20 protein-coding genes are annotated in these 21477 nt (G+C 34.1%); 13 read left to right on the plus strand and 7 right to left on the minus strand.

Translation table 11 applies throughout. From position 1 onward, the window contains the following. Positions 1-100 precede the first annotated feature (100 nt). The 4 genes from ACJJVT_RS09345 (at position 101) to ACJJVT_RS09360 (ending at position 4146) form a co-directional block, all read left to right on the plus strand. Entirely contained in the window at positions 101-1273 is a 1173-nt protein-coding gene (locus ACJJVT_RS09345; protein ID WP_405398157.1) for a mechanosensitive ion channel, read from the plus strand. A 186-nt stretch (positions 1274-1459) separates the two neighbouring features. Further along, positions 1460-2872: a 23S rRNA (uracil(1939)-C(5))-methyltransferase RlmD gene (rlmD, locus tag ACJJVT_RS09350; RefSeq protein WP_405398158.1), complete on the plus strand. Its 1413-nt coding sequence runs from the start codon at positions 1460-1462 to the stop codon at positions 2870-2872. Between the two features lies 1 nt (position 2873). Continuing rightward, on the plus strand, positions 2874-3380 hold the full coding sequence (locus tag ACJJVT_RS09355) for a DUF6452 family protein (RefSeq protein WP_405398159.1): 507 nt from the start codon (positions 2874-2876) through the stop codon (positions 3378-3380). Next, on the plus strand, positions 3361-4146 hold the full coding sequence (locus ACJJVT_RS09360; protein ID WP_405398160.1) for a DUF6048 family protein: 786 nt from the start codon (positions 3361-3363) through the stop codon (positions 4144-4146). Before ACJJVT_RS09355 ends, ACJJVT_RS09360 begins: the two co-directional genes overlap by 20 nt. Positions 4147-4367: 221 nt before the next feature. Here ACJJVT_RS09360 and ACJJVT_RS09365 read toward each other — a convergent pair whose 3' ends face one another. Beyond that, the gene (locus ACJJVT_RS09365; protein WP_405398161.1) at positions 4368-5537 is read right to left on the minus strand and encodes a class I SAM-dependent RNA methyltransferase; all 1170 of its coding nucleotides are present in this window, start codon (positions 5535-5537) and stop codon (positions 4368-4370) included. 94 nt (positions 5538-5631) lie between these two features. On the opposite strand from ACJJVT_RS09365, the gene ACJJVT_RS09370 reads away from it, so the two are divergent. Both ACJJVT_RS09370 and ACJJVT_RS09375 read left to right on the plus strand, forming a co-directional pair. Then, complete coding sequence (locus ACJJVT_RS09370; RefSeq protein WP_405398163.1) at positions 5632-6303, plus strand: ZIP family metal transporter; 672 nt, start codon at positions 5632-5634, stop codon at positions 6301-6303. Beyond that, positions 6304-6729, plus strand: a complete 426-nt coding sequence (locus ACJJVT_RS09375; RefSeq protein WP_405398164.1) for a DUF4268 domain-containing protein — start codon at positions 6304-6306, stop codon at positions 6727-6729. 22 nt (positions 6730-6751) lie between these two features. On the opposite strand, the gene ACJJVT_RS09380 is transcribed toward ACJJVT_RS09375, so the two are convergent. Beyond that, positions 6752-7384 (minus strand): hemolysin III family protein, encoded by a 633-nt coding sequence (locus tag ACJJVT_RS09380; RefSeq protein WP_405398165.1) that lies wholly within the window; start codon positions 7382-7384, stop codon positions 6752-6754. 1041 nt (positions 7385-8425) lie between these two features. On the opposite strand from ACJJVT_RS09380, the gene thrS reads away from it, so the two are divergent. From thrS to rplT, 4 genes are all read left to right on the plus strand, one after another. Continuing rightward, positions 8426-10372 carry a threonine--tRNA ligase gene (gene thrS / locus ACJJVT_RS09385; protein WP_405398166.1) on the plus strand — a complete coding sequence of 649 codons (1947 nt, stop codon included), beginning with the start codon at positions 8426-8428 and terminating at the stop codon, positions 10370-10372. 25 nt (positions 10373-10397) lie between these two features. Next, on the plus strand, positions 10398-10955 hold the full coding sequence (gene infC / locus ACJJVT_RS09390) for a translation initiation factor IF-3 (RefSeq protein ID WP_084135105.1): 558 nt from the start codon (positions 10398-10400) through the stop codon (positions 10953-10955). Between the two features lie 116 nt (positions 10956-11071). Continuing rightward, positions 11072-11269 carry a 50S ribosomal protein L35 gene (gene rpmI, locus ACJJVT_RS09395; protein WP_027064530.1) on the plus strand — a complete coding sequence of 66 codons (198 nt, stop codon included), beginning with the start codon at positions 11072-11074 and terminating at the stop codon, positions 11267-11269. 95 nt (positions 11270-11364) lie between these two features. Then, the gene (rplT, locus tag ACJJVT_RS09400) at positions 11365-11709 is read left to right on the plus strand and encodes a 50S ribosomal protein L20 (RefSeq protein ID WP_405398168.1); all 345 of its coding nucleotides are present in this window, start codon (positions 11365-11367) and stop codon (positions 11707-11709) included. A 36-nt stretch (positions 11710-11745) separates the two neighbouring features. Here the strand turns inward: rplT and ACJJVT_RS09405 are convergent, their stop codons facing one another. Both ACJJVT_RS09405 and ACJJVT_RS09410 read right to left on the minus strand, forming a co-directional pair. Then, complete coding sequence (locus ACJJVT_RS09405) at positions 11746-12024, minus strand: EF-hand domain-containing protein (RefSeq protein ID WP_405398170.1); 279 nt, start codon at positions 12022-12024, stop codon at positions 11746-11748. Positions 12025-12057: 33 nt separating this feature from the next. Further along, complete coding sequence (locus tag ACJJVT_RS09410) at positions 12058-12480, minus strand: secondary thiamine-phosphate synthase enzyme YjbQ (protein ID WP_405398172.1); 423 nt, start codon at positions 12478-12480, stop codon at positions 12058-12060. A 91-nt stretch (positions 12481-12571) separates the two neighbouring features. Here ACJJVT_RS09410 and ACJJVT_RS09415 point away from each other — a divergent pair, with 91 nt between their 5' ends. Then, positions 12572-13366 (plus strand): HAD family hydrolase, encoded by a 795-nt coding sequence (locus ACJJVT_RS09415; protein ID WP_405398173.1) that lies wholly within the window; start codon positions 12572-12574, stop codon positions 13364-13366. Between the two features lie 15 nt (positions 13367-13381). On the opposite strand, the gene ACJJVT_RS09420 is transcribed toward ACJJVT_RS09415, so the two are convergent. Next, a complete protein-coding gene (locus ACJJVT_RS09420) occupies positions 13382-14353 on the minus strand; it encodes a helix-turn-helix domain-containing protein (protein ID WP_405398175.1) in 972 nt (323 codons plus the stop codon). Positions 14354-14500: 147 nt separating this feature from the next. Between ACJJVT_RS09420 and ACJJVT_RS09425 the strand changes: the two genes are divergently transcribed. Both ACJJVT_RS09425 and ACJJVT_RS09430 read left to right on the plus strand, forming a co-directional pair. Further along, the gene (locus tag ACJJVT_RS09425; RefSeq protein WP_405398176.1) at positions 14501-16918 is read left to right on the plus strand and encodes a TonB-dependent receptor; all 2418 of its coding nucleotides are present in this window, start codon (positions 14501-14503) and stop codon (positions 16916-16918) included. Positions 16919-16938: 20 nt separating this feature from the next. Next, positions 16939-18294 carry a hypothetical protein gene (locus ACJJVT_RS09430; protein ID WP_405398177.1) on the plus strand — a complete coding sequence of 452 codons (1356 nt, stop codon included), beginning with the start codon at positions 16939-16941 and terminating at the stop codon, positions 18292-18294. Between the two features lie 89 nt (positions 18295-18383). Here ACJJVT_RS09430 and ACJJVT_RS09435 read toward each other — a convergent pair whose 3' ends face one another. After that, a complete protein-coding gene (locus tag ACJJVT_RS09435; RefSeq protein ID WP_405398179.1) occupies positions 18384-19646 on the minus strand; it encodes an asparagine synthetase B in 1263 nt (420 codons plus the stop codon). A gap of 174 nt (positions 19647-19820) precedes the next feature. Further along, positions 19821-21371, minus strand: coding sequence for a replicative DNA helicase (gene dnaB / locus ACJJVT_RS09440; protein ID WP_073247471.1), 1551 nt, complete (start codon positions 21369-21371; stop codon positions 19821-19823). Positions 21372-21477: the final 106 nt, after the last annotated feature.

Below are 21477 nucleotides of genomic sequence, written 5' to 3' on the forward strand. Positions count from 1 at the left end.
CTATAAAATCTAAAAGAACCTATGAACTATGATAAAATGTGACCTTTAACAAAAAATTGTGTCCTAATACATAGAACCAATTTATTATAAAAAGAACACTATGAATTATTTAGAGAACATGATGTCTAGCCTTTCTAACTCAGTCGGCGATTTTTTACCCACCACAATCGGCGCAATACTAATCCTTCTTATAGGATGGTTTATTGCCGGATTCTTGAAAAGACTTATTACCAAACTAATTAAACGGACTAATATCGACAGTAAATTAGGGTCGGGTAAAGTTGTACTTTCTTCATTTATCGGAAAACTTGTATATTTCTTTATCATGATTTTTGTTTTCATGCTAGCCTTAGAAAAACTGGGTATGACAAGTGTTTTAGACCCTGTCAAAAATTTACTAAATGGCTTTACTGATTACATACCTAATATAGTAGGTGCAGGTTTAGTAGGTTATATCGGTTATATGCTAGCTACCATAGTTTCTGAACTAGTAGGTCTTTCTGGAGAAACCATACAAAGCTTTGTACCTAAATTAAAATTACCAGAAAATTTAAATTTAGTCAACATACTTAAAAAAGTCGTTTTCATTTTCATCTTTATACCTTTATTAATTACTGCATTGAATATTTTAAATATGGATGCTATCTCTGTTCCTGCAACTCATATGCTAGAACAGTTCTTTAATGCTATACCTAAAATAATCGTTGCTGTACTTATATTGTTGATATTCGTTATCGGAGGTAAATTTGTTGCTGGCTTGGTTACAGACTTATTAGAGAGTTTAAATTTAGATGGTATTGTTAACAGAATGAATTTAAGTAGCTTATCATCAAATACAAACCTTGCAAAACTTCTAGGTAATGTTGTTTACTTTTTCATTGTTCTTTTCGGAATTACCACTGCATTAGAAAAATTAGAATTTGAAAAACTTACTAATGTACTAGACACTTTAGTAGGTGTTTCTGGAAATATTCTTTTCGGATTAGTAATTTTAATCATAGGAAACTGGATAGCCTCTACAGCTCACAAAGCAATGGCTAAAGATGAAAACAGTCTTTTTGTTGCATCAATTGTTAGAATGTGCATTTTAGCTATTTTCTTGGCAATGGGTCTTAAAACTATGGGTATTGGCGATGAAATTATAAATATGGCTTTTGGTATTACCTTGGGTACCATTGCTGTAACGATTGCTTTATCATTTGGACTTGGAGGTAGAGAAGCTGCTGGTAAGCAAATGGAAAGAATTTTAAATAAATTCAATAAAACTAAATAGTAACAAAAAACTATTTAACTTTTTAGAGTCCGGAAATCTTACATCAAAGGTTTCCGGACTTTTTCATTTATATAAAAACAAATCATTTCTTATCTACTCTAATAAACTATCTTTTTTAACTAAATATAACAGCCCTACTATGTTTATTAGTTATAATAAATGCCAACGGATGCTTACTTTTGCCACATGCGAAAAAAGACAAAGCGAGTAGTTTTTGAAAATGTAATGGTAACCGATGCAGCTGCAAAGGGTAAAACTATTGGTAAAGCCCCAGATGGTAGGGTTATTTTCTTAAACAACAGTGTACCGGGCGACGTGGTAGATGTACAAACTACCAAAAAGAGAAAAGCTTATTTTGAAGGAACTGCTATTAACTTTCATAGTCTTTCAGACAAAAGAGTAGACCCGGTTTGTCAGCATTTTAATGTTTGTGGAGGCTGTAAGTGGCAAGATATGGGCTACGAACACCAACTATTTTATAAACAGAAAGAAGTAGAGAACAATTTAAAAAGAATAGGTCATTTAGATTTACCAGAAATGACACCAATTCTTGGCTCAGAGCAACAATATTTCTACAGAAACAAAATGGAATTTTCTTTTTCTGATAGTCGTTGGTTAACGCTCGAAGAAGTAAAGTCTGATAATCAAATTGAAGATAGAAATGCCCTAGGTTTTCATATACCTGGCATGTGGGACAAGATTTTGGACATCAAAAAATGTCATCTACAAAAAGACCCATCGAACGCTATACGTTTAGAAACCAAAAAATTTGCCGTTGAAAACGGATTAACATTTTTTAATCCAAGAAATCAATATGGCCTGCTACGTACTTTAATGATACGTACGTCATCTATTGGCGAAATCATGCTATTGGTGCAGTTTTTTGAAGACGATAAAGAGAAAAGAGAATTACTCTTAAATCACCTTGCCGTAACTTTTCCTGAGATAACATCTTTATTATACGTTATCAATCCAAAACAGAATGATACCATTTACGATCAAGAAATTATCTGTTTTTCTGGTAGAGACCATATTTTTGAAGAAATGGAAGGGCTAAAATTTAAGATCAATGCCAAGTCTTTTTATCAAACAAATTCAGAGCAAGCATACGAGTTATATAAAATTACCAGAAATTTTGCCGATTTAAAAGGTGATGAGTTGGTATATGATTTGTACACAGGTACTGGTACTATTGCCCAATTTGTTTCTAAAAAAGCAAAAAAAGTAGTGGGTATAGAATCTGTACCTGAAGCAATTTTAGACGCCAAAGAAAATGCTGAACGAAACGAAATTGAAAACGTCGATTTCTTTGTTGGCGATATGAAAAATGTATTCAACGAACAGTTTATTGCTCAAAACGGTGTGCCAGATGTTATTATTACCGATCCTCCGCGTGATGGTATGCATAAAGATGTGGTTCAGCAAATACTAAACATAGCGCCTAAAAAAGTAGTCTACGTGAGCTGCAATAGCGCAACACAGGCAAGAGATTTAGAGCTAATGAAAGAGATGTATGATATTACGAAGGTGCAACCTGTAGATATGTTTCCGCAGACCCATCACGTAGAAAATGTTGTACTTTTAGAAAAGAAAGTTTAAAATGAGAAGATTTCAAATCGGATTATTAATTTTTCTAGGGATTATTATCTCTTTATCATGTGAAAAAGATGATATCTGCGTAGAAGGGGACACTCCCCTACTGGTCATAGAATTTTATGATATTTCAGATACAGCTACCTTGAAAGAAGTACCAACTTTAAGAGTCGTTGGTGTTGGGCAAACGGTTACCGTAAATACCGTTACAGACCGCAGCAATTTAAGTACGATATCCATTCCATTAAAAACTGATGAAGACATAACTAGCTTTATATTAATAAAGAACTCTGCTGCCAATGATGACGGAGCAGAAACAGGTAACCTAGATACCATTAATTTTTCATATTCAAGAATTGAAGACTTTCTATCTCGTGGTTGTGGTTTTGTAGTTAACTATGATGAATTGGATGCCAATGTAACCGCTGATTCTGATAACTGGATTCAAGATATCGAAATAACACAATCGTTAGTCACTAACTCAGATTCTACACATGTCAAGATATTTCATTAATCTTTTATTCATTTTAATTACTTGTTCGGTATTTAGCCAAAGTAAGCCTATTGATCTAAACCCAAAAGATACTGTTGAGTACAAACAGTCATATGGCTTAGGTTTGGGTATTGACTTAAGTAGAATTATAACCGGAGCTTTAGATGATAATTATAAAGGCTTCGAAATAGTAGCTGATTATAGATTGACCCAAAATTTATATTTGGCTGCAGAACTAGGTACAGAAGAAAAAACGAGACAAGAAGATCTATATAATTTCACCACCTCGGGCAATTATATAAAAATAGGTGTCAACAAAAATAATTATGCGAACTGGTACGGTGAGCGCAATTTAATTTATATGGGTGGTCGCTTGGCATTTAGTACTTTCGACAATACGCTTAATAATTATCAATACTTCGATACGAATAGATACTGGAGTCCAGACGGATTTTCTAACGGTTCTGATGTACCTGAAAAATTCTCTGGTCTTAATGCCACATGGATAGAGGGCGTTTTCGGTACTAAAGTAGAACTGCTCTCAAATTTATATATGGGCACCAGCATACGCTTAGGTCTTATTTTGAGTCAAAAAGAAGATGAACGCTTTCCTAATCTTTGGGTACCGGGTTTTAACAAGGTAACTTGGGATAGTAATTTCGGTATCGGATATAATTATAGTATTTCTTATTTCTTACCGCTTTATAAAAAGAAAAATAAGATTAAGAAAAAGATTGAAGAATCTAACGAACCACAAGGTCCTCCAAAACCAAAAGAGCGCTTATAGAATTTTAAAGCCCTTAATAAAAATCCACTTCATCACAATTTTATCGACACCCTCAATTTTTGTTACAGCAAATTTAGGCGCTAAAAAAGAAGCGCTAATGGCAGCAATAGCAGATAAATAAAGAGAGTTCATTGTTACAGTAACGTATAAAATGTAACGAAATAAAACAAAGAGCACAGCGAAACTTAAAAAATTATAGATTAGAACCTTGTATTTTAACTTCATTCTTCAGTGTTTTTTTGATACTTCGCTTTCTTACTACCCTCGTACATCTCGTACTTTACCAAACGAGATTCTAAGTGGCTGTTAAACACTTTAATTTTACGAGAAGGTCTTAAACCTACAAACTTTAAAGCTGGCAGATTACTCGTTATAAACCATGCATTAGTACCTGGGTAACCTTGTTTTAAAGTATCACCGATAGCACTATAAAAATTTTCCAAATCAATATCTAAACGTTCTCCATATGGCGGGTTAAAACACATATGTAACGACCCTGCCGATTCTTTTTCTGTTTTGAAAAAATCTTTTCGCTCTACGGTTATATAATCTTCTAGATTAGCATTCTCGATATTATCTTGAGCTTTTCTTACCGCAGAAGGTGCTTTATCGTATCCGATAATTTTATAATGAAACTCTCTAGTTTTCTTTAAACTTGAATCAATGATTTTCTCAAATAGATCAGCATCAAAATCTGTCCATTTTTCAAAAGCAAAACTCTTTCTATTAATATTTGCCGGTATGTTACAAGCAATCATTGCTGCCTCTGTTAACATCGTACCACTACCACACATAGGATCTAAAAAGTCAGACTGACCATCCCATCCACTCAATAATAACAACCCCGAAGCTAAAACTTCATTTATAGGCGCAATATTGGTTGCCGTACGGTAGCCTCTTTTATGTAATGAATATCCAGAACTATCTAGAGAAACATTACAATCATTATTATGAATATGAATATTTATACGTAGATCAGGATCCTTAACATCTACATCTGGTCTTGTACCATCAGTATCTCTAAACTTATCAACTATCGCATCTTTTGTTTTTTGCGATATATATAATGAATGTGTAAACTGCTCAGAATTAACAGTTGCATCAATAGCAAAGGTTTCGCTGACAGAAAGATATTCTGTCCAATCCATTGCATAAATTTTCTTGTACAAATCATTTTCATCTCTAACTCGAAACGAATGTATAGGCTTAATAATTTTAATTGCTGTTCTTAAACATAGATTAGCTTTGTACATAAAACCAGTATCGCCTTCAAAAGCAACATTTCTAGTTCCCTCTACAACATTACTTGCTCCTAAATTTCTAAGTTCTTTAGAAAGCAGTTCTTCAAAACCAAATAAGGTCTTAGCGACCATTTTAAAATTATTACCCATATTCATCTTTTCTCGTACCGCAAAAATACGCTAATTTTGACGCCTGTTTAATTAATGACCTATTTCCTTTTTTAAAAGGTTTATCAGTATCTACATGATTTATATTTTACCTATTCTGGGAGTGCTTATTAGTTTTCTTTTTGTGGTCATTGCAAAACCACAAAAAAATGAATCGTTTAAACTATTACTAGCATTTAGTGGTGCTTTTCTTTTAGCACTTACCATCTTTGAAATGCTGCCAGAAATATATTCCACTGTCGATTCAAAGTCCATAGGCGTTTTTATAATGTTAGGAATTCTGTTTCAAATATTTTTAGAATTCTTCTCTAAAGGAGCTGAACACGGTCATGTACATATATCAAAAAAGAGTCAAAAATTTCCGTGGTTATTGTTTATAAGCCTTTGTATTCATTCCCTACTTGAAGGACTTCCTATAAGCACTAATGATACAATCATTTATGGCATTCTAATTCACAAGATACCAATCGCAATAATATTAAGCATATTCCTTTTAGCTTCAAACATTAAGCCAGTACAAGCCGGACTCTTTATGATATTATTTTCTATAATGACTCCCTTAGGCACTTATTTATCGCATACAATTGAATTATTTTCTACATACGGAGTATATTTAAACGCCTTAGTAATAGGTGTCTTTTTACATATTTCAACTGTAATATTATTTGAAAGTTCTGAAGGTCATAAATTCAATTTAAGGAAGTTACTAGTTATTATACTAGGTATAACAATCGCATATTTTTTATAAATGTTCAGTAAAGAAGACTCTAGAAAATTACGTGAAGAATTTTGGATCTCTTTTGGAAAATCATTTCCAAATAAATGGACCTTATATAAAACCAAGGTAAAAGGACTATCCTTTAAGTTTCATTTTGATTTAAAAATGGCAATGGTTTCCATTGATGTCGATTCAGATCTCGAACAACGTGTAAAGGTTTGGGATAAACTTGTAGCTCTAAAATCAATACTCATAGATGAATATCTTCCAGAAGCCATTTATGAAGATTTTTTTATACTAGATAACCAGAAAGACATTTCAAGGATTTTTGTTCAACTTAACGATGTTTCTATTCACAATAAAAATAGTTGGAGAGAAACCATGGAGTTCTTAAATAAATCAATGTTAGCTATAGAAACGTTTTACGAGGAATATCAAGATATTATAGATTCGTAGTTCACAAAACCACGAGCACCCTTTATATAACGTCTAAATAGATAAAAAACCAATGACAAATTGCACCAGCTAAAACAAAAAGGTGCCAGATAAAGTGATTGTAAGGTATTCTTCTTACCGCATAGAAAATAATACCAATAGTATAAAAAGCTCCGCCTAACATCAATAATTGAATTCCTAATTCAGATGTATTATCTACTAAATTTTGAAAATCAAATACTATTAGCCATCCCATTGCTAAATAAAGTAGTAATGACACAATTTCAAACTTACCAGTAAAAAACAATTTTAAAATAGTACCAACAGCAGCTATACCCCATACTGCAAAGAAAATCAACCATCCATTTCCATTTATAAGAGTTATTAAAGCTACGGGGGTATACGTTCCTGCTATTAGATAATAAATATTAATATGATCTAGAATTCTCATTCTAAGTTTCCATATTTTATTATCAACTGCATGGTATATCGTAGATATTGATAACATGCTTATTAATGACAAACTATATATGACTATTCCCCATGGTGCATATTCAGATTTATGATTGTTTCCTTGAATCAGCAACACCATACCTACAATAGCTAATAATGCACCTATACCATGAGAAATGGTATTGAACTTTTCTTCTTTCTCTAATGATTTTAAGTAAGACATTTAAATCTGTTCTTTTTAAATCGAACAATTGTTCAATCTATTATTTAATTAAATGATTATCCTTCTGAAGTTTATGGCAAAAATAGAACAAGAGACTAGAACATCAACTCCATCCTTAAATTTATGGTATAAAAAAAGCCCCTTACATTTCTGTAAAGGGCTTTCGAAAAAGGCGGCTACCTACTCTCCCACTTGGTATAGCAGTACCATCGGCGCAAACGGTCTTAACTTCCCTGTTCGGAATGGTTCGTCATCTTGTGCAAGCACAAATGTTACCCCTCGACTTGCATGTGTTAGGCCTGCCGCTAGCGTTCATCCTGAGCCAGGATCAAACTCTTCATCGTTGTTTTGTAAATATTCGTCCCAACGAAGTCCAAATCTCTCCCGGCCCCGACTCTCGATTCAATTCCTTATATATACCTTGCGATATACTAAATTGTATGTTTCCTTAATTCTTGTTCCTCTCATTCAGGTCCTCACCTGAACTCGATTCTTATCTCCACAATATTTCAATGAACTTCTATCCACTCAGCTCCAAATCTCTCGATTTCCCCGCCTCGTTTCCCTTAGGTGTTTCCCTAAGCGGCTGCAAATATACAACTGTTTTTTAACCTGACAACTTTTATCGAAAAAAATATTTTTTCTTTTTTTCGCCAAACCAAAACAACATATCTATGAACCTTTTTCCAACGCCCGATTCCAAATTAATCTTCCTCGTTTGCGGGGTGCAAATGTACACACTATTCTTAAAACTGCAACTATTTATTTAAATAAAATTAAAGAAAAATTTACATCAATATGCAACATCCTAATAAATAACACTTTACCATTTCTGCTAATAATAAACAGATCGAATTTTACTAAAAACAGCTATTCAGATATTTAAAAATGCCCAAAGAATATGATTCAATTACCGACACCCCACTACCCCACATCAACAACAAATAACCAATACTATATGTATACCCTACATTATAACATGAATCTATTGCGGACGTGAATAGTTCATATTATCTTTGACACCCTATAATATGTACACAAATGATTAAAATTACACTTCCCGACGGATCGGTTAAGGAATTTGAAAAAGACACAACCCCTATAGCGGTTGCTAAAAGCATAAGCGAAGGATTAGCACGTAATGTTATTTCTGCAAAATTCAATAATACCATTGTTGAAACAACCACACCATTACAAACTGACGGGAGCTTAATTTTATATACATGGAATGACAAAGAAGGCAAAACCGCTTTTTGGCATTCAACTTCACATATTGTTGCCCAAGCTATAGAAGAACTATACCCAGGAGTAAAGCTAACTATAGGTCCGGCGATTGATAATGGATTCTATTATGACGTTGAACTTCCTACAGGTTCTATTTCTGATAAAGACTTTCCTTCCATAGAAAAGAAAGCATTAGAAATTGCAAGAGGTAAGCATGATTATAAAATGAGAGCTGTTTCAAAAGCAAAAGCTCTTGATTTTTACAAAAACCAAGGTAATGAGTATAAAGTAGAATTGATAGAAAACCTTGAAGACGGTACTATTACATTTTGCGATCATGACACCTTTACAGATTTATGTCGTGGTGGTCATATACCAAATACCGGTATTGTAAAAGCCATTAAGATTTTAAGTGTTGCCGGTGCATATTGGAGAGGGAACGAAAACAACCCGCAACTAACACGTATATATGGTATCTCATTTCCAAAACAAAAAGAGCTTACTGAATATTTAGCACTTTTAGAAGAAGCTAAAAAACGTGACCATAGAAAACTAGGCAAAGAATTAGAGCTATTTACCTTCTCTCAAAAAGTAGGACAAGGTTTACCATTATGGTTACCAAAAGGAGCTGCACTAAGAGAACGCTTAGAGCAATTCTTAAAAAAGGCACAAAAGAAAGCTGGTTATGAAATGGTGGTTACACCACATATTGGTCAAAAGGAATTATATGTCACCTCTGGACATTATGAAAAGTATGGTGCAGATAGTTTTCAACCTATTCATACACCAAAAGAAGACGAGGAGTTTTTATTGAAACCAATGAACTGTCCGCATCACTGTGAAATTTACAACGCTAAACCATTTAGCTATAAAGAACTTCCTAAAAGATTTGCTGAATTTGGCACTGTATATAGGTATGAGCAAAGTGGAGAATTACACGGTCTAACCAGAGTTAGAGGGTTTACTCAAGATGATGCACATATTTTTTGCACACCAGATCAATTAGATGAGGAATTTAAAGAAGTAATAGACCTATCATTATATGTACTTGGTTCTTTAGGCTTTGATGATTTCACAGCTCAAGTATCGGTACGTGATTTAGATACTCCAGAAAAATATATTGGATCGGTAGAAAACTGGGAAAAAGCAGAACAAGCAATTATAAATGCTGCTAAAGAAAAAGGACTTAACTATGTAATAGAAAGTGGTGAAGCTGCTTTTTACGGACCTAAATTAGATTTCATGGTAAAAGATGCTTTAGGCAGGCAATGGCAATTGGGTACAATTCAAGTAGATTACAACCTTCCAGAAAGGTTCGAATTAACATATAAAGGCAGTGACAATGAGCTACACAGACCAGTAATGATACACCGTGCTCCTTTCGGAAGTATGGAACGTTTTATAGCATTATTAATAGAACACACAGGTGGTAATTTCCCTTTATGGTTAACTCCTGAACAAGCTATTATTCTCCCTGTTAGCGAAAAACATGAAAAATATGCTCAAAAAGTTTTAAAATCCCTAGAAAATAACGAAATTCGCGCCCTTATCGATAGTAGAAACGAGACGATTGGTAAGAAAATACGAGAAGCAGAAATGAGTAAAGTTCCATTTATGCTAATTGTAGGGGACAATGATGAAGTGGCAAACACCATTTCTGTGCGTAAGCATGGTGGTGAAGACTTAGGAGCGATAGACGTAACTATGTTTACAGACTTGGTCAACAAAGAAATAAATAGTACCTTAAAGACGTTTAAAGAATAGAAAGTTTAATTAAAATTATTTAGTCATAGCAATACGTAAAAGATTTAGACCACAACCTAGAAGGGAAAATAAGAATCCCCATAATATCAATGAAAAGATAACAGCCCCAAAAGTTAGGTTGGTAGGTGACAATGTTGAAGTAGGTGTATATCCTTTTCCTCAGGCTCTTGAGAAAGCAGAAGAATTAGGTTTGGATTTGGTGGAGATTTCACCAAAGGCTGACCCTCCTGTTTGTAAAATAATGGAGTATAAAAAGTTTTTATACGAGCAGAAGAAAAGAGACAAGGCCATGAAAGCGAAAGCTTCTAAGGTTGTTGTTAAAGAAATAAGATTTGGTCCTAATACAGATGATCATGATTATGACTTTAAAAAGAAACACGCTGAAAAGTTCCTTAAAGAAGGAGCTAAACTAAAAGCGTACGTATTTTTCAAAGGTCGTTCTATTGTCTATAAAGATCAGGGTGAAATTCTATTATTGAAATTAGCTTCTGAATTGGAAGAATTAGGAAAGGTAGAACAGATGCCTAAATTAGAAGGAAAGCGTATGACAATGTTCATTGCGCCTAAGACTAAGGGAAAATAAAATAACACTTCGGCTTCGCATTGCGACCGAATGTATTTATAAAATACTAAACGCTGCTTACAATTGTGGGCAGCGTTTAGCATGCAAAGTGAGATTAATATATAAACTAGGAGAAAATGCCTAAACAAAAAACAAAATCCAGTGCTAAGAAGCGTTTTAAGCTTACAGGTACAGGTAAAATTAAAAGAAAGCACGCTTTTAAGAGTCACATTTTGACTAAAAAATCTAAAAAGCGTAAGCTAAAGTTAACTCATGATGGATTAGTTCATCAAGCAGATGTTAACAGTATTAAAGAGCAATTACGTTTAAAGTAATTAACTCTTTAACAGGTAAAATTATTAACCATGGAGTTAGGCCTTAAAAGTTCCTTTAAATTATAAGGGCGCCTACTACAAAAAATTAGAAAAAAATGCCAAGATCAGTAAATGCAGTAGCTTCAAGAGCCAGAAGAAAAAAGGTAATGAAGCAAGCCAAAGGTTACTTTGGAAGACGTAAAAACGTTTGGACAGTAGCCAAAAATGCGGTTGAAAAAGCAATGTTATATGCTTATAGAGACCGTAGAAACAAGAAAAGAACTTTTCGTTCATTATGGATTACCCGTATTAATGCAGGTGCCAGACAACACGGAATGTCCTACTCTCATTTTATGGGAAAAGTAAAAGCTAATAACATAGAACTTAACAGAAAAGTTCTTGCAGATTTAGCAATGAATCACCCAGATGCCTTTAAGGCAGTTGTAGATCAGGTAAAATAAATTAATAACAATCTCACTTTTTGAAAAATCCGATTCTTACGAATCGGATTTTTTAATTTTAGATATTGCCGTTTTAAACTCTTCCCAATCAATCAACTCATCACCATTGTTATCATAGCCTTCAATTAGCTTTGAAGAAACAATACCTCTAATAAACCCACTTATTTCTGCATCTTTCAAAAGCTTAACAATTTCTGATTTTGTAAGCTTCTGATCATTATCCTTATCAAAAAAATTAAAGGCCATTTCAGGAGTTTGAAAATGATTGGTAATTAATATTTGAATTTTATTTAATATAGATTCTTCTGTTGTCATATTACTTTTGCTTTATATCAAGTTAATCAAAATTCAATTTCCCCACAACGTCAACACTATATTTCTACCAGACGCGTAATTTCTATGCTCACAAAGATAAATTCCCTGCCAGATACCCATATTTAGTTTACCATTAGTTACCGGTATTTGTACCGAAGCTCCCATTAATGATGCTTTAATATGTGCAGGCATATCGTCTGAGCCTTCATAGTCATGTTTGTAATACGGCGCATTTTCAGGAACTAATACATTAATATGAGACTCAAAATCATCACGAACCGTTGGGTCTGCATTCTCATTAATAGTTAAACTTGCAGATGTATGCTTGATAAATACCTGCAAAAACCCGCTATCTATTTGTTTAATTTCGGGGAAACTTTTAACCACAATATCTGTAATTATATGAAACCCTCTTCGATAAGACGGTAACGTAATCTCGTTTTGAAATAATTCCATTTTATATAAATTATTAAATAAAGGTAAAACTTTGCTTTTTAGCCACATTACTAAACTTGGTTGAAATATCTTTGTAGTAAAATACAAATACATGGATTTATCAAAGATTAAAATGGTTGTTTCTGATATGGACGGGACACTTCTAAACTCCGATCACCAGGTTAGCGATCAATTCTTTGACATTTTTAAAGGTCTGAAATCTCAAGGCATCACTTTTGTAGCAGCAAGCGGTAGACAATACAATAGTATTATAGATAAGTTAGCCGCTATAAAAGATGATATAATTGTCATTGCAGAAAATGGAGGTTTTGCCATGAAGCAGAATACCGAAATTCTGGCTACACCTTTAGATAAAAACCACGTACAAGATATTTTAAAAACCCTAAACGAAATACCTAATATACACCCAGTACTTTGTGGTAAACATCAAGCATACCTAACCGGTAAGTCAAATGAGTTTGTAAGCAAGCTCGCTGAATATTATACCGAGTTTGAGATTATAGATGACCTTTTAGCTTTTGATTCTGAAGTCATTAAAATTGCCATTTATCACTTCGAAAGTAGCGAACAATATATTTACCCTTTTGTGAAACACTTCGAAGGTGATTTAAAAGTTAAGGTATCAGGTGAAAATTGGTTAGACATCTCTAATATAAATGCACACAAAGGCTACGCATTAACTAAGGTTATGGAAAGTTATAATTTAAAATCTGATGAAGTAATGGTCTTTGGAGATTATAACAATGATCTAGAAATGCTAGCTTTATCTGATTTCGGATTTGCTATGGAAAACGCTCATCCTAATGTAAAAAAAGTTGCTAAATATAGTACATTAAGTAATGACGAAAATGGCGTCGAGCATATATTAAAAATGCTAATTAAATAAAGTTATAATCCCCAATTATTGCACTGCAGGTTTTAACTCACTTGGCACATACCCCATAGTTCTTTTAAAAGCGGTAGTAAAATGCTGCGGATTTGCATAACCAACTTCATACGCTGCAAAAGCGATGGTTGCCCCATCTTGGGTTATTAAACTCTTAGCAACCTCCATACGTAATGCTGTAATGTATTTAAACACCGTTACGCCATATATTTTTTTAAAATCTCTTTTCAACTTAGTGGCATTAAAACCTGCTATATTCGATAAATCTAAAATTTTCAATGGCTCTTTTAGATTGTTTCTAATGTGAGCTTCTACCTTTACAATAGCCAAATAGTCTGAATTCAACAACTTAATGTTAGTCTTAGAAAGCTTAGAAGTTTGCCTACCTAAAAGAAAATCTATCATTAAAACCGTCAATTTACTTTCTAAATATGTCTTTCTAATCTGCCCTTTATAAGGGCATTGTATTATCTCATTTATTTTGCTTCGAATTTGAGGAGGAATAAATTTGCTTTTATCCCACAAAACAAAAGAGTTTGAGTTAGCTATTGCAGATTTTAATTTTTCAAAAGAGCTTTCAAATTCTGTTCCCAACAAGCTTTGAAGTAAACTAGGTTTTACATAAATCTCAAATAGCTTAGCATTTCCTTTAAAAAAAATATCCCTACCCTCAGTTGTTGGGTAGTAAAACATATTACAGTGGTTTTCTGGAATTTGAACCAAATATTTAATGTGTCTAAGCGGTTGGTAGCAATAAGTTCCCTCTAGAGAAAAGTGAAGTTTTATTAAATGTTTATCGCTGGTTACACATATTTCTGAATCGAATTGATGAATTAGGTTTAGGTCAGAAAAGTCTGCACCTCTAATAAAAGAATTATTATCCTTAGTGGTTACCTCTACTTCATTGAACTGAACAGAGTTATTAATAAATCCGTTTTTAAACAACTCACCTACCCTTAATTCCTTTCGTAAAAACTCGCTATTCATATACTTTTCCTCTCCCTATTCAATACTTCCTTTTGCGTATGTTTAAATTCCTTTCTCGGTACTTGCCTTCTCAATCCTGCTTTAGATTTGCAAAACTAATTTATTTAGACTAAATCTTAATAAAGATAGTGACCTTTTTTAAACCAAATGAAAAATATCTTTTTTACTGTACTTTTCTTCATGTTCTTATTTGTTCAAGGGCAGCAAAATTCAGGTACAATTTCAGGTACTGTGCAAGACAACTCTGGCAAGTCTTTACCATTTGCAAGTGTATTAGTTGAAGGATTAAAACTTGGTGTACTTACCGATGATAATGGTTTCTATACTATCAACAATATTCCAAAAGGAAAATACAACCTAGTAGTTTCATTCGTTGGTTATGGTACGCGTTCGACACCTTTTGAAATATCAGAAAGCAACAATAAAGTTAATCTTGATTTCACACTACAAGAATCTACAGAGAATTTAGATGAAGTTACCATTAACGGTAAATCGCATGAAACGAAACTAGAAACAAAAGGTTTTGCTGTCAGTGCAATAAAAACAGAAGAAGCTAGCCTAAGAAATATACAAACCAATGAATTACTGAACACTACCGTTGGAGTAAAAATTCGTCAAAATGGAGGATTAGGTTCAGATGTTACTTATAGTTTAAATGGATTATCTGGTAACTCGGTACGTATATTTATAGATGGTATTCCGATTTCAACTTACGGTAATTCATTCAACCTAAATAGCATACCGCCTTCAATGATTAAAAATATTGAAGTTTATAAAGGCGTGGTACCTGGTTATTTAGCGGACGATGCGTTGGGTGGAGCTATAAACATAGTACTCCACAATGATGCTAAAACGAATTTAAATGCGTCTGTGTCTTATGGATCATTCAATACTACACAAGCCAGTGTCAATGGCTTATATCGCTTTGACAAATCAGGATTAACCGTTAAGGCATCACTTTTTCATAACTACTCTGATAATGATTATAAGGTATCGGGCAGAAGTGTCGTTGTCACTGGTTTAGGCGGCGTGCAAACACCTATTACAGCAAGAAGATTCAATGATGCTTATCGATCTACTGGTGGTAGAGCAGAAATCGGATACACCGATGTAAAATGGGCTGACCAATTTTTTATTGGTGTTACTGGATCAGATGATTATAAAGAAGTACAGCATGGAGCTTTTATGACCATAACCCCATATAAAGATCGGTTTTTAGAATCTGATGCTTTATTAGGAAGTATCAACTACCAAAAGAAAGATCTTTTTGCAAAAGGGCTTGATGTTAAAGTAAACGGTTTGTACGGTAAAAGAAACCGAGCCGTTAATGACACTGTTTCTTGGGCCTATAGCTGGAACGGAGAAAGAGCAATTGACTTTAGAGGAAATGAATATCAATACACCTGGAGGTCTCAACAAGAAGGAGGACCTACACTTGCTAAAATAAAAAGAAATGTAGCCTCTATTAGAAGTGGTGTTTCTTACGCCATAAACGACGATCATAGTATATCGCTAAATCATGTGTATAGCGGTATCGATCGAGAAGATAGCGATGCCCTAAGATCTGTATTAGAAAACACTTTTGTTGGCACAAGAGAATTGAAAAAGAACATATACTCCTTAACCTACGAGCTAACTGCTTTTGATGAAAAATTAAAGGCAAATTTGTTTGGCAAACATTACCAACAGAAATCTACTAGTGTTGACCCTACAATTGAATCAGATGCTGACGGAAATGATGTGGTCGTAGATGAAGTCGTTAGAAGCAACAAAAGTTATGATGGGTATGGTTTTGCTACTTCCTACGAGATTGTACCCAATATCACATTATTAGCATCCGCAGAAAAAGCAATTAGATTACCAGACGAAACTGAGATTTTTGGTAATGATGGTGATAATGTGGTAGCCAACTCAAGTATTGACCCAGAAAGTAGTGAGAACTTTAACTTAGGCTTCAGATTCGGAAATTTCAATATTAAAAAGCATGCTTTTACAATATCTACTAATGTTTTCACCCGAAATATAAAAGACAGAATTGGTCTACCTATTGAAACATCTTTGAATGTTGATGATGAATTAATAATATATGTGAACCAAGGTAGCGGCACCTCAAAAGGATTTGATGCGCAACTAAATTACGCTTACGATAACAATTTTGGCTTGAACTTCAATATATCCAGATTTGATTTAAAAATTGAAAATCAAGGAATAGAAATCGATGTACCCAATACTCCGTTTTTTACCATGAATGGTGGTTTACGCTATTCTTTCAAAGATTTAATTCAGAAGAAGTCTAGACTTAATGCTTTCTACAATGTGTATTTCACAGATGAGTTTTCTTTTCTTACTGCCCAAGGTAGCAACACCGTTGGTAATGAGTTTTTTACTGTACCCCAACAAATATCACAAGATTTCGGACTTAGCTATGCATTTCCAAATAACAAGTTTATAGTAAGTTTTGATATCAAAAATATATTCGACGAACCTGTTTACGATAATCTTTCTGTTCAAAAACCAGGAAGAGCTTTTTACCTAAAATTGAATTACGCAATTAATAAATTTTAATCTTTTAATTAATACTAAAAATGAAAAGAACGTTTCTAAATCTAAAAACCTTTGCTGCAATTATATTCACGGCTGGTCTTATGACCGCTTGCAGTAATGAAGACGATACTGTAGTAGCACCAGAACCAGATACAGAAGAACCAGATGTTGTTGAAGACCCAAGATGGATTACCGTTGCAGGAGCTAAAATGGGAGAAGAACCAGGTGATGGCAATGGCGGAACTTTAATCTATTCTGTTACAAGTGAAGATGCAAAAGATCCAACTGTTTCAATTGAGCCTTTTGAAAACGGATTTATAGCACCTTCTAACAGAACGGCTAGATTACAATCTTCTGAAGACGGTAATACTATTTTCAATATAAGCTACGCAGGTGATACTGGTGGTAATTATACCAAGTACACTGTTGAAGGTGGACAAACTTTTACCCCTGCAGGTTCAGAGGTTAGTATAGCACCTTACGTTGGTACCGCTCCAAGATGGATTAAATTATTTGACGGAGATCAAACTGGTGCTGCAGTGTATGTGAACAATGAAAATGAATTTGATGAGAATGATGTCTACACTCGTACTGAGGCTACTATTGGTGTAGTAACTTTAGATTTGGTTAATTCTTCTATTAAAGAATTTCAAGAGCATAGTGTAGCTTTAAGTGCTGAAGAAGAAGCTCAAGGATACTATGTTTCTAGAATTGATATGCCTACTTTAAATGCCGCAGGAGACAAGTTATATATTGGCGCTCGTTTAAGCAAAGTTGATCCTGCTACCGCTGAAAGTGATAGCGATTTTGAGATTTTAGGTTCTAAAACCATCATATTAGACTACCCTTCATTATTGAATCCGTCAGTTATTACATCTACTGTTGGTCATGGAAATACGAATGGTTACCGTAGTATCAATTCTTTCGAATACAACGGTAGCGTTTACCAAGCTAATCAAAGCGACCCTGAAGGTTCTCATATTCTAAAAATTGATGCAGATAATGAATATGATGACACCTACGATTTTAATTTAGATGATGCTTTAGGTATTGAAGGTGCATATATTTTAGCATGGAGACCAGCTGCAAATGGTAAAGCAGTATTAGCTTATCGTCATGACGGTTCTGCTGACGGTGTTGCTGGCTTACAAGGATTTTTCGCTTTAGTAGATATAAATGCTAAGACTGCTGTTAAAATTAATGACATTCCTTACGATCCAGATTTCTACCTATTTCAATACCAAGGCTTTGTTGTTGAAGGAACAGAAATTTACCTTACCCAAGGTGCTGTTGGTCAAAACGGAAATATCTATGTTGTAGAAACAGAAACTGGTGCAGTAACTAAAGGTGCTGAATTAGTAAATGTTGCAGGTAGCCACTTTATCGGGGTATTCTAGACCCAAAGAAGAAACTTATATAAAAAACCGTGATCAATACTTTCGTATTGATCACGGTTTTTTTATTTCAATTGAAACATAAAATAAAATCAGGTCTTTTGCTTCTTCTTTCTGGCTGCCGGAAATAATACATTATTCAATATTAAACGATACCCCGGTGAAGTTGGGTGCAACTCTAACTCTGTTTTTGGGTCCCCTACTCTATGTTGATAATCTTCAGGATCATGACCACCGTAGAAAGTAAAGAATCCCTTCCCCTTGATTCCGTGAATATATCTTGCTTCTTCGTTCAACTTATTTTCCCCTAACACTAATACTGTCGGTTTAATTTCAGAACGTGTAAAAGCAGTTGTCTGTCCCATAAATCCTTTTACCAAAGAGGTGTGGTTCTGGCAAAGCATCGTAGGCACCGGATCCCATTTTGCCGAGAAATCCATCAAAGAAAAGTAATCAGATTCCTTTGGTACATTACCTCTTTTATTCGTCATATCAATTGAAGAGAATTCATATTTCAACGGACTACGTTCCAAGATAAAATCGGTAAAGGCAAACGTTTTTCCGTAATCTAAGCTAGCTTGATAGTTAGGATCAGAAGCATCACCATCGAACATAGGCTCCACAATATCAATACCGTCAGCAGCTAAAGCAATATCAAAACTATCGGTTGCAGAACACATGGCAAACATGAAACCGCCACCAATGACATAGTTTCTAATTTTTAAAGCGACTGCTCTTTTTTCTTCAGATACTTTATCGAAACCTAATTTCTTGGCTAACTTTTCTGAATTCTTTTTTCCTTCAATATACCAAGGTGTTGCTCTATATGCTCCATAAAATTTGCCATATTGACCAGTGAAATCCTCATGATGTAAGTGAAGCCAATCATACAACGCTAACTTATCCCCTAATACTTCTTCATCATAAATAGTGGTATAGGGAATCTCGGCATAGGTCAAAGCCATCGTTACCGCATCATCCCAAGGTTGCTTATCTTTTGGGGAATACACTGCAATTCGTGGAGCTTTCTCAAGTATTACAGCATCTTGATTAACAGAAGGACTACTGATTTCATCTAGTATTCCGTTTGCTTGTGCATCAGATAAAATTTCAAAACTGACTCCCCGTATTTGACATTCTTTTCTAATACTTTCCCCATCTGGCAATAAAAAAGAACCACCACGATAGTTCAATAACCATTGTACTTTTTGCTGTTTTGCCAAAACCCAATACGTAATTCCGTATGCTTTTAAATGATTCTTCTGGGTATCAGAATCCATCGGAATCAAAATCGATGATGCGAATAGTTGTACAGAAAGTAAAAGGAAGAAGATTGTTGTTATTAATTTGTACATAAAGTATAATAAAAATATTGACTCAAAGATATAGTAAAATCTTTGGAGCACTATTTAAGGTACAGTTAAAGCTATTGTAATATAAGATAACATGATTAGTTGAAAATAAATTGATCCAAAACAAAAAAGTCTCCCAGAACAGGAGACTTTTTAAACTTATAATTATGCTTTTATTTAGAAAGGAACATCGTTATCCTCATCTAAATCAGGACTACTATTCATACTACTACCAAAAGCATCATCTGCACTTGGTAAGTTTTTCGTTGCAAACGGATTCTCTTCATTTGCATTCATTTTCGATTGGAATTCGAAAGGAGAGTCAAAATCATCAAGGTTATCGAACTTACCTTGATTACCGATAAACTTCAATCTAATATTTTCTAAACCACCATTACGGTGTTTTGCTACAATAAATTCTCCTTGACCTTGAGTTGGCGAACGTTCTTCATCATCCCACTCTTCTATCTTATAATACTCAGGTCTATAGATAAACGATACAATATCGGCATCTTGCTCGATTGCTCCAGATTCCCTCAAATCTGAAAGAATAGGTCTTTTACTACCTCCACGTGTTTCAACAGCACGCGATAGCTGAGATAATGCAATTACAGGAATATTCAATTCCTTTGCAAGCGCTTTTAAGTTTCGAGAAATTGTAGAAATCTCTTGTTCCCTGTTTCCTCCTTTTTGACTACCACCTGCTGTCATTAACTGCAAATAATCGATCATGATCATTTTTATACCATGCTGAGAAGCCAAACGTCTTGCCTTTGCACGCAAATCAAATATGGATAATGACGGAGTATCATCAATGAACAAAGGTGCTTTTTCTAAAGTTTTCACTTTAACATTCAATTGTTCCCACTCGTGTTTTTCAAGCTTACCGGTTCTTAATTTTTCTGAAGACAAACCAGTTTCAGAAGAAATTAGCCTTGTAATTAGCTGTACCGATGACATCTCTAAAGAGAAGAAAGCTACGGGTGTATTTGTATTTACAGCCATATTTCTCGCCATAGATAAGGTAAAAGCCGTTTTACCCATACCAGGACGTGCTGCAACAATAATTAAATCACTCGGCTGCCAACCCGATGTAAGCTTATCTAGTTTATCAAAACCTGAGGCGACACCACTCATACCCTCTTTACCGGCAATCTCTTCAATTCGTTTTTTGGCTTGTATTACCAAATCTTGCGCTGTCTCTGCAGAACGCTTTAAGTTTCCTTGTGTAACATCATATAATTTTGCTTCGGCAGTATCTAACAAGTCAAATACATCGATAGCCTCATCGTATGCCTCCTCAATAATTTCACCAGAAATTTTAATCAAACTACGCTGAATAAACTTCTGCAGAATAATACGGGCATGAAACTCAATATGAGCAGATGATGCTACTTTTTGAGTCAATTTTATCAAGTAAAAATCACCTCCACAAATCTCTAATTTACCAGATTTCTTAAGTTGTGAAGAAACGGTTAATAAATCGATCGGTTGCGACTCTTCAAAGAGAATGAAAATAGCCTCATAAATAAATCTATGCGCGTCTTTGTAGAAAACATCGGGGTGTAAAATATCGATAACTTCATCAACACCTTTTTTATCTATCATCATAGCACCCAACACAACCTCTTCTAAATCAATAGCTTGTGGTGGAATTTTACCTTTTTGAAGGCTTATAATATTAGATTTGTCAATCTTTCGAGCGACAAAAGGTTTCGTGTTCTCCATAGTGCGAAAGTATACAATTAACCTTTAGTTAACGTGAAAAACATCACTTTCGATGTTCACAGTTGACTAACAATTGACTGTTAATAAGTTACGATTTTCTGTTGAT

Origin of the sequence: Maribacter sp. Asnod2-G09 (genome assembly GCF_045063795.1) — a bacterium.
GTDB lineage: Bacteria > Bacteroidota > Bacteroidia > Flavobacteriales > Flavobacteriaceae > Maribacter.

Coding starts and splice junctions, on each gene's coding strand:
- ACJJVT_RS09345 (WP_405398157.1), top strand. CDS start 101: ATGAATTATTTAGAGAACATGATGTCTAGCCTTTCTAACTCAGTCGGC.
- rlmD (WP_405398158.1), top strand. CDS start 1,460: ATGCGAAAAAAGACAAAGCGAGTAGTTTTTGAAAATGTAATGGTAACC.
- ACJJVT_RS09355 (WP_405398159.1), top strand. CDS start 2,874: ATGAGAAGATTTCAAATCGGATTATTAATTTTTCTAGGGATTATTATC.
- ACJJVT_RS09360 (WP_405398160.1), top strand. CDS start 3,361: ATGTCAAGATATTTCATTAATCTTTTATTCATTTTAATTACTTGTTCG.
- ACJJVT_RS09365 (WP_405398161.1), bottom strand. CDS start 5,537: ATGGGTAATAATTTTAAAATGGTCGCTAAGACCTTATTTGGTTTTGAA.
- ACJJVT_RS09370 (WP_405398163.1), top strand. CDS start 5,632: ATGATTTATATTTTACCTATTCTGGGAGTGCTTATTAGTTTTCTTTTT.
- ACJJVT_RS09375 (WP_405398164.1), top strand. CDS start 6,304: ATGTTCAGTAAAGAAGACTCTAGAAAATTACGTGAAGAATTTTGGATC.
- ACJJVT_RS09380 (WP_405398165.1), bottom strand. CDS start 7,384: ATGTCTTACTTAAAATCATTAGAGAAAGAAGAAAAGTTCAATACCATT.
- thrS (WP_405398166.1), top strand. CDS start 8,426: ATGATTAAAATTACACTTCCCGACGGATCGGTTAAGGAATTTGAAAAA.
- rpmI (WP_027064530.1), top strand. CDS start 11,072: ATGCCTAAACAAAAAACAAAATCCAGTGCTAAGAAGCGTTTTAAGCTT.
- rplT (WP_405398168.1), top strand. CDS start 11,365: ATGCCAAGATCAGTAAATGCAGTAGCTTCAAGAGCCAGAAGAAAAAAG.
- ACJJVT_RS09405 (WP_405398170.1), bottom strand. CDS start 12,024: ATGACAACAGAAGAATCTATATTAAATAAAATTCAAATATTAATTACC.
- ACJJVT_RS09410 (WP_405398172.1), bottom strand. CDS start 12,480: ATGGAATTATTTCAAAACGAGATTACGTTACCGTCTTATCGAAGAGGG.
- ACJJVT_RS09415 (WP_405398173.1), top strand. CDS start 12,572: ATGGATTTATCAAAGATTAAAATGGTTGTTTCTGATATGGACGGGACA.
- ACJJVT_RS09420 (WP_405398175.1), bottom strand. CDS start 14,353: ATGAATAGCGAGTTTTTACGAAAGGAATTAAGGGTAGGTGAGTTGTTT.
- ACJJVT_RS09425 (WP_405398176.1), top strand. CDS start 14,501: ATGAAAAATATCTTTTTTACTGTACTTTTCTTCATGTTCTTATTTGTT.
- ACJJVT_RS09430 (WP_405398177.1), top strand. CDS start 16,939: ATGAAAAGAACGTTTCTAAATCTAAAAACCTTTGCTGCAATTATATTC.
- ACJJVT_RS09435 (WP_405398179.1), bottom strand. CDS start 19,646: ATGTACAAATTAATAACAACAATCTTCTTCCTTTTACTTTCTGTACAA.
- dnaB (WP_073247471.1), bottom strand. CDS start 21,371: ATGGAGAACACGAAACCTTTTGTCGCTCGAAAGATTGACAAATCTAAT.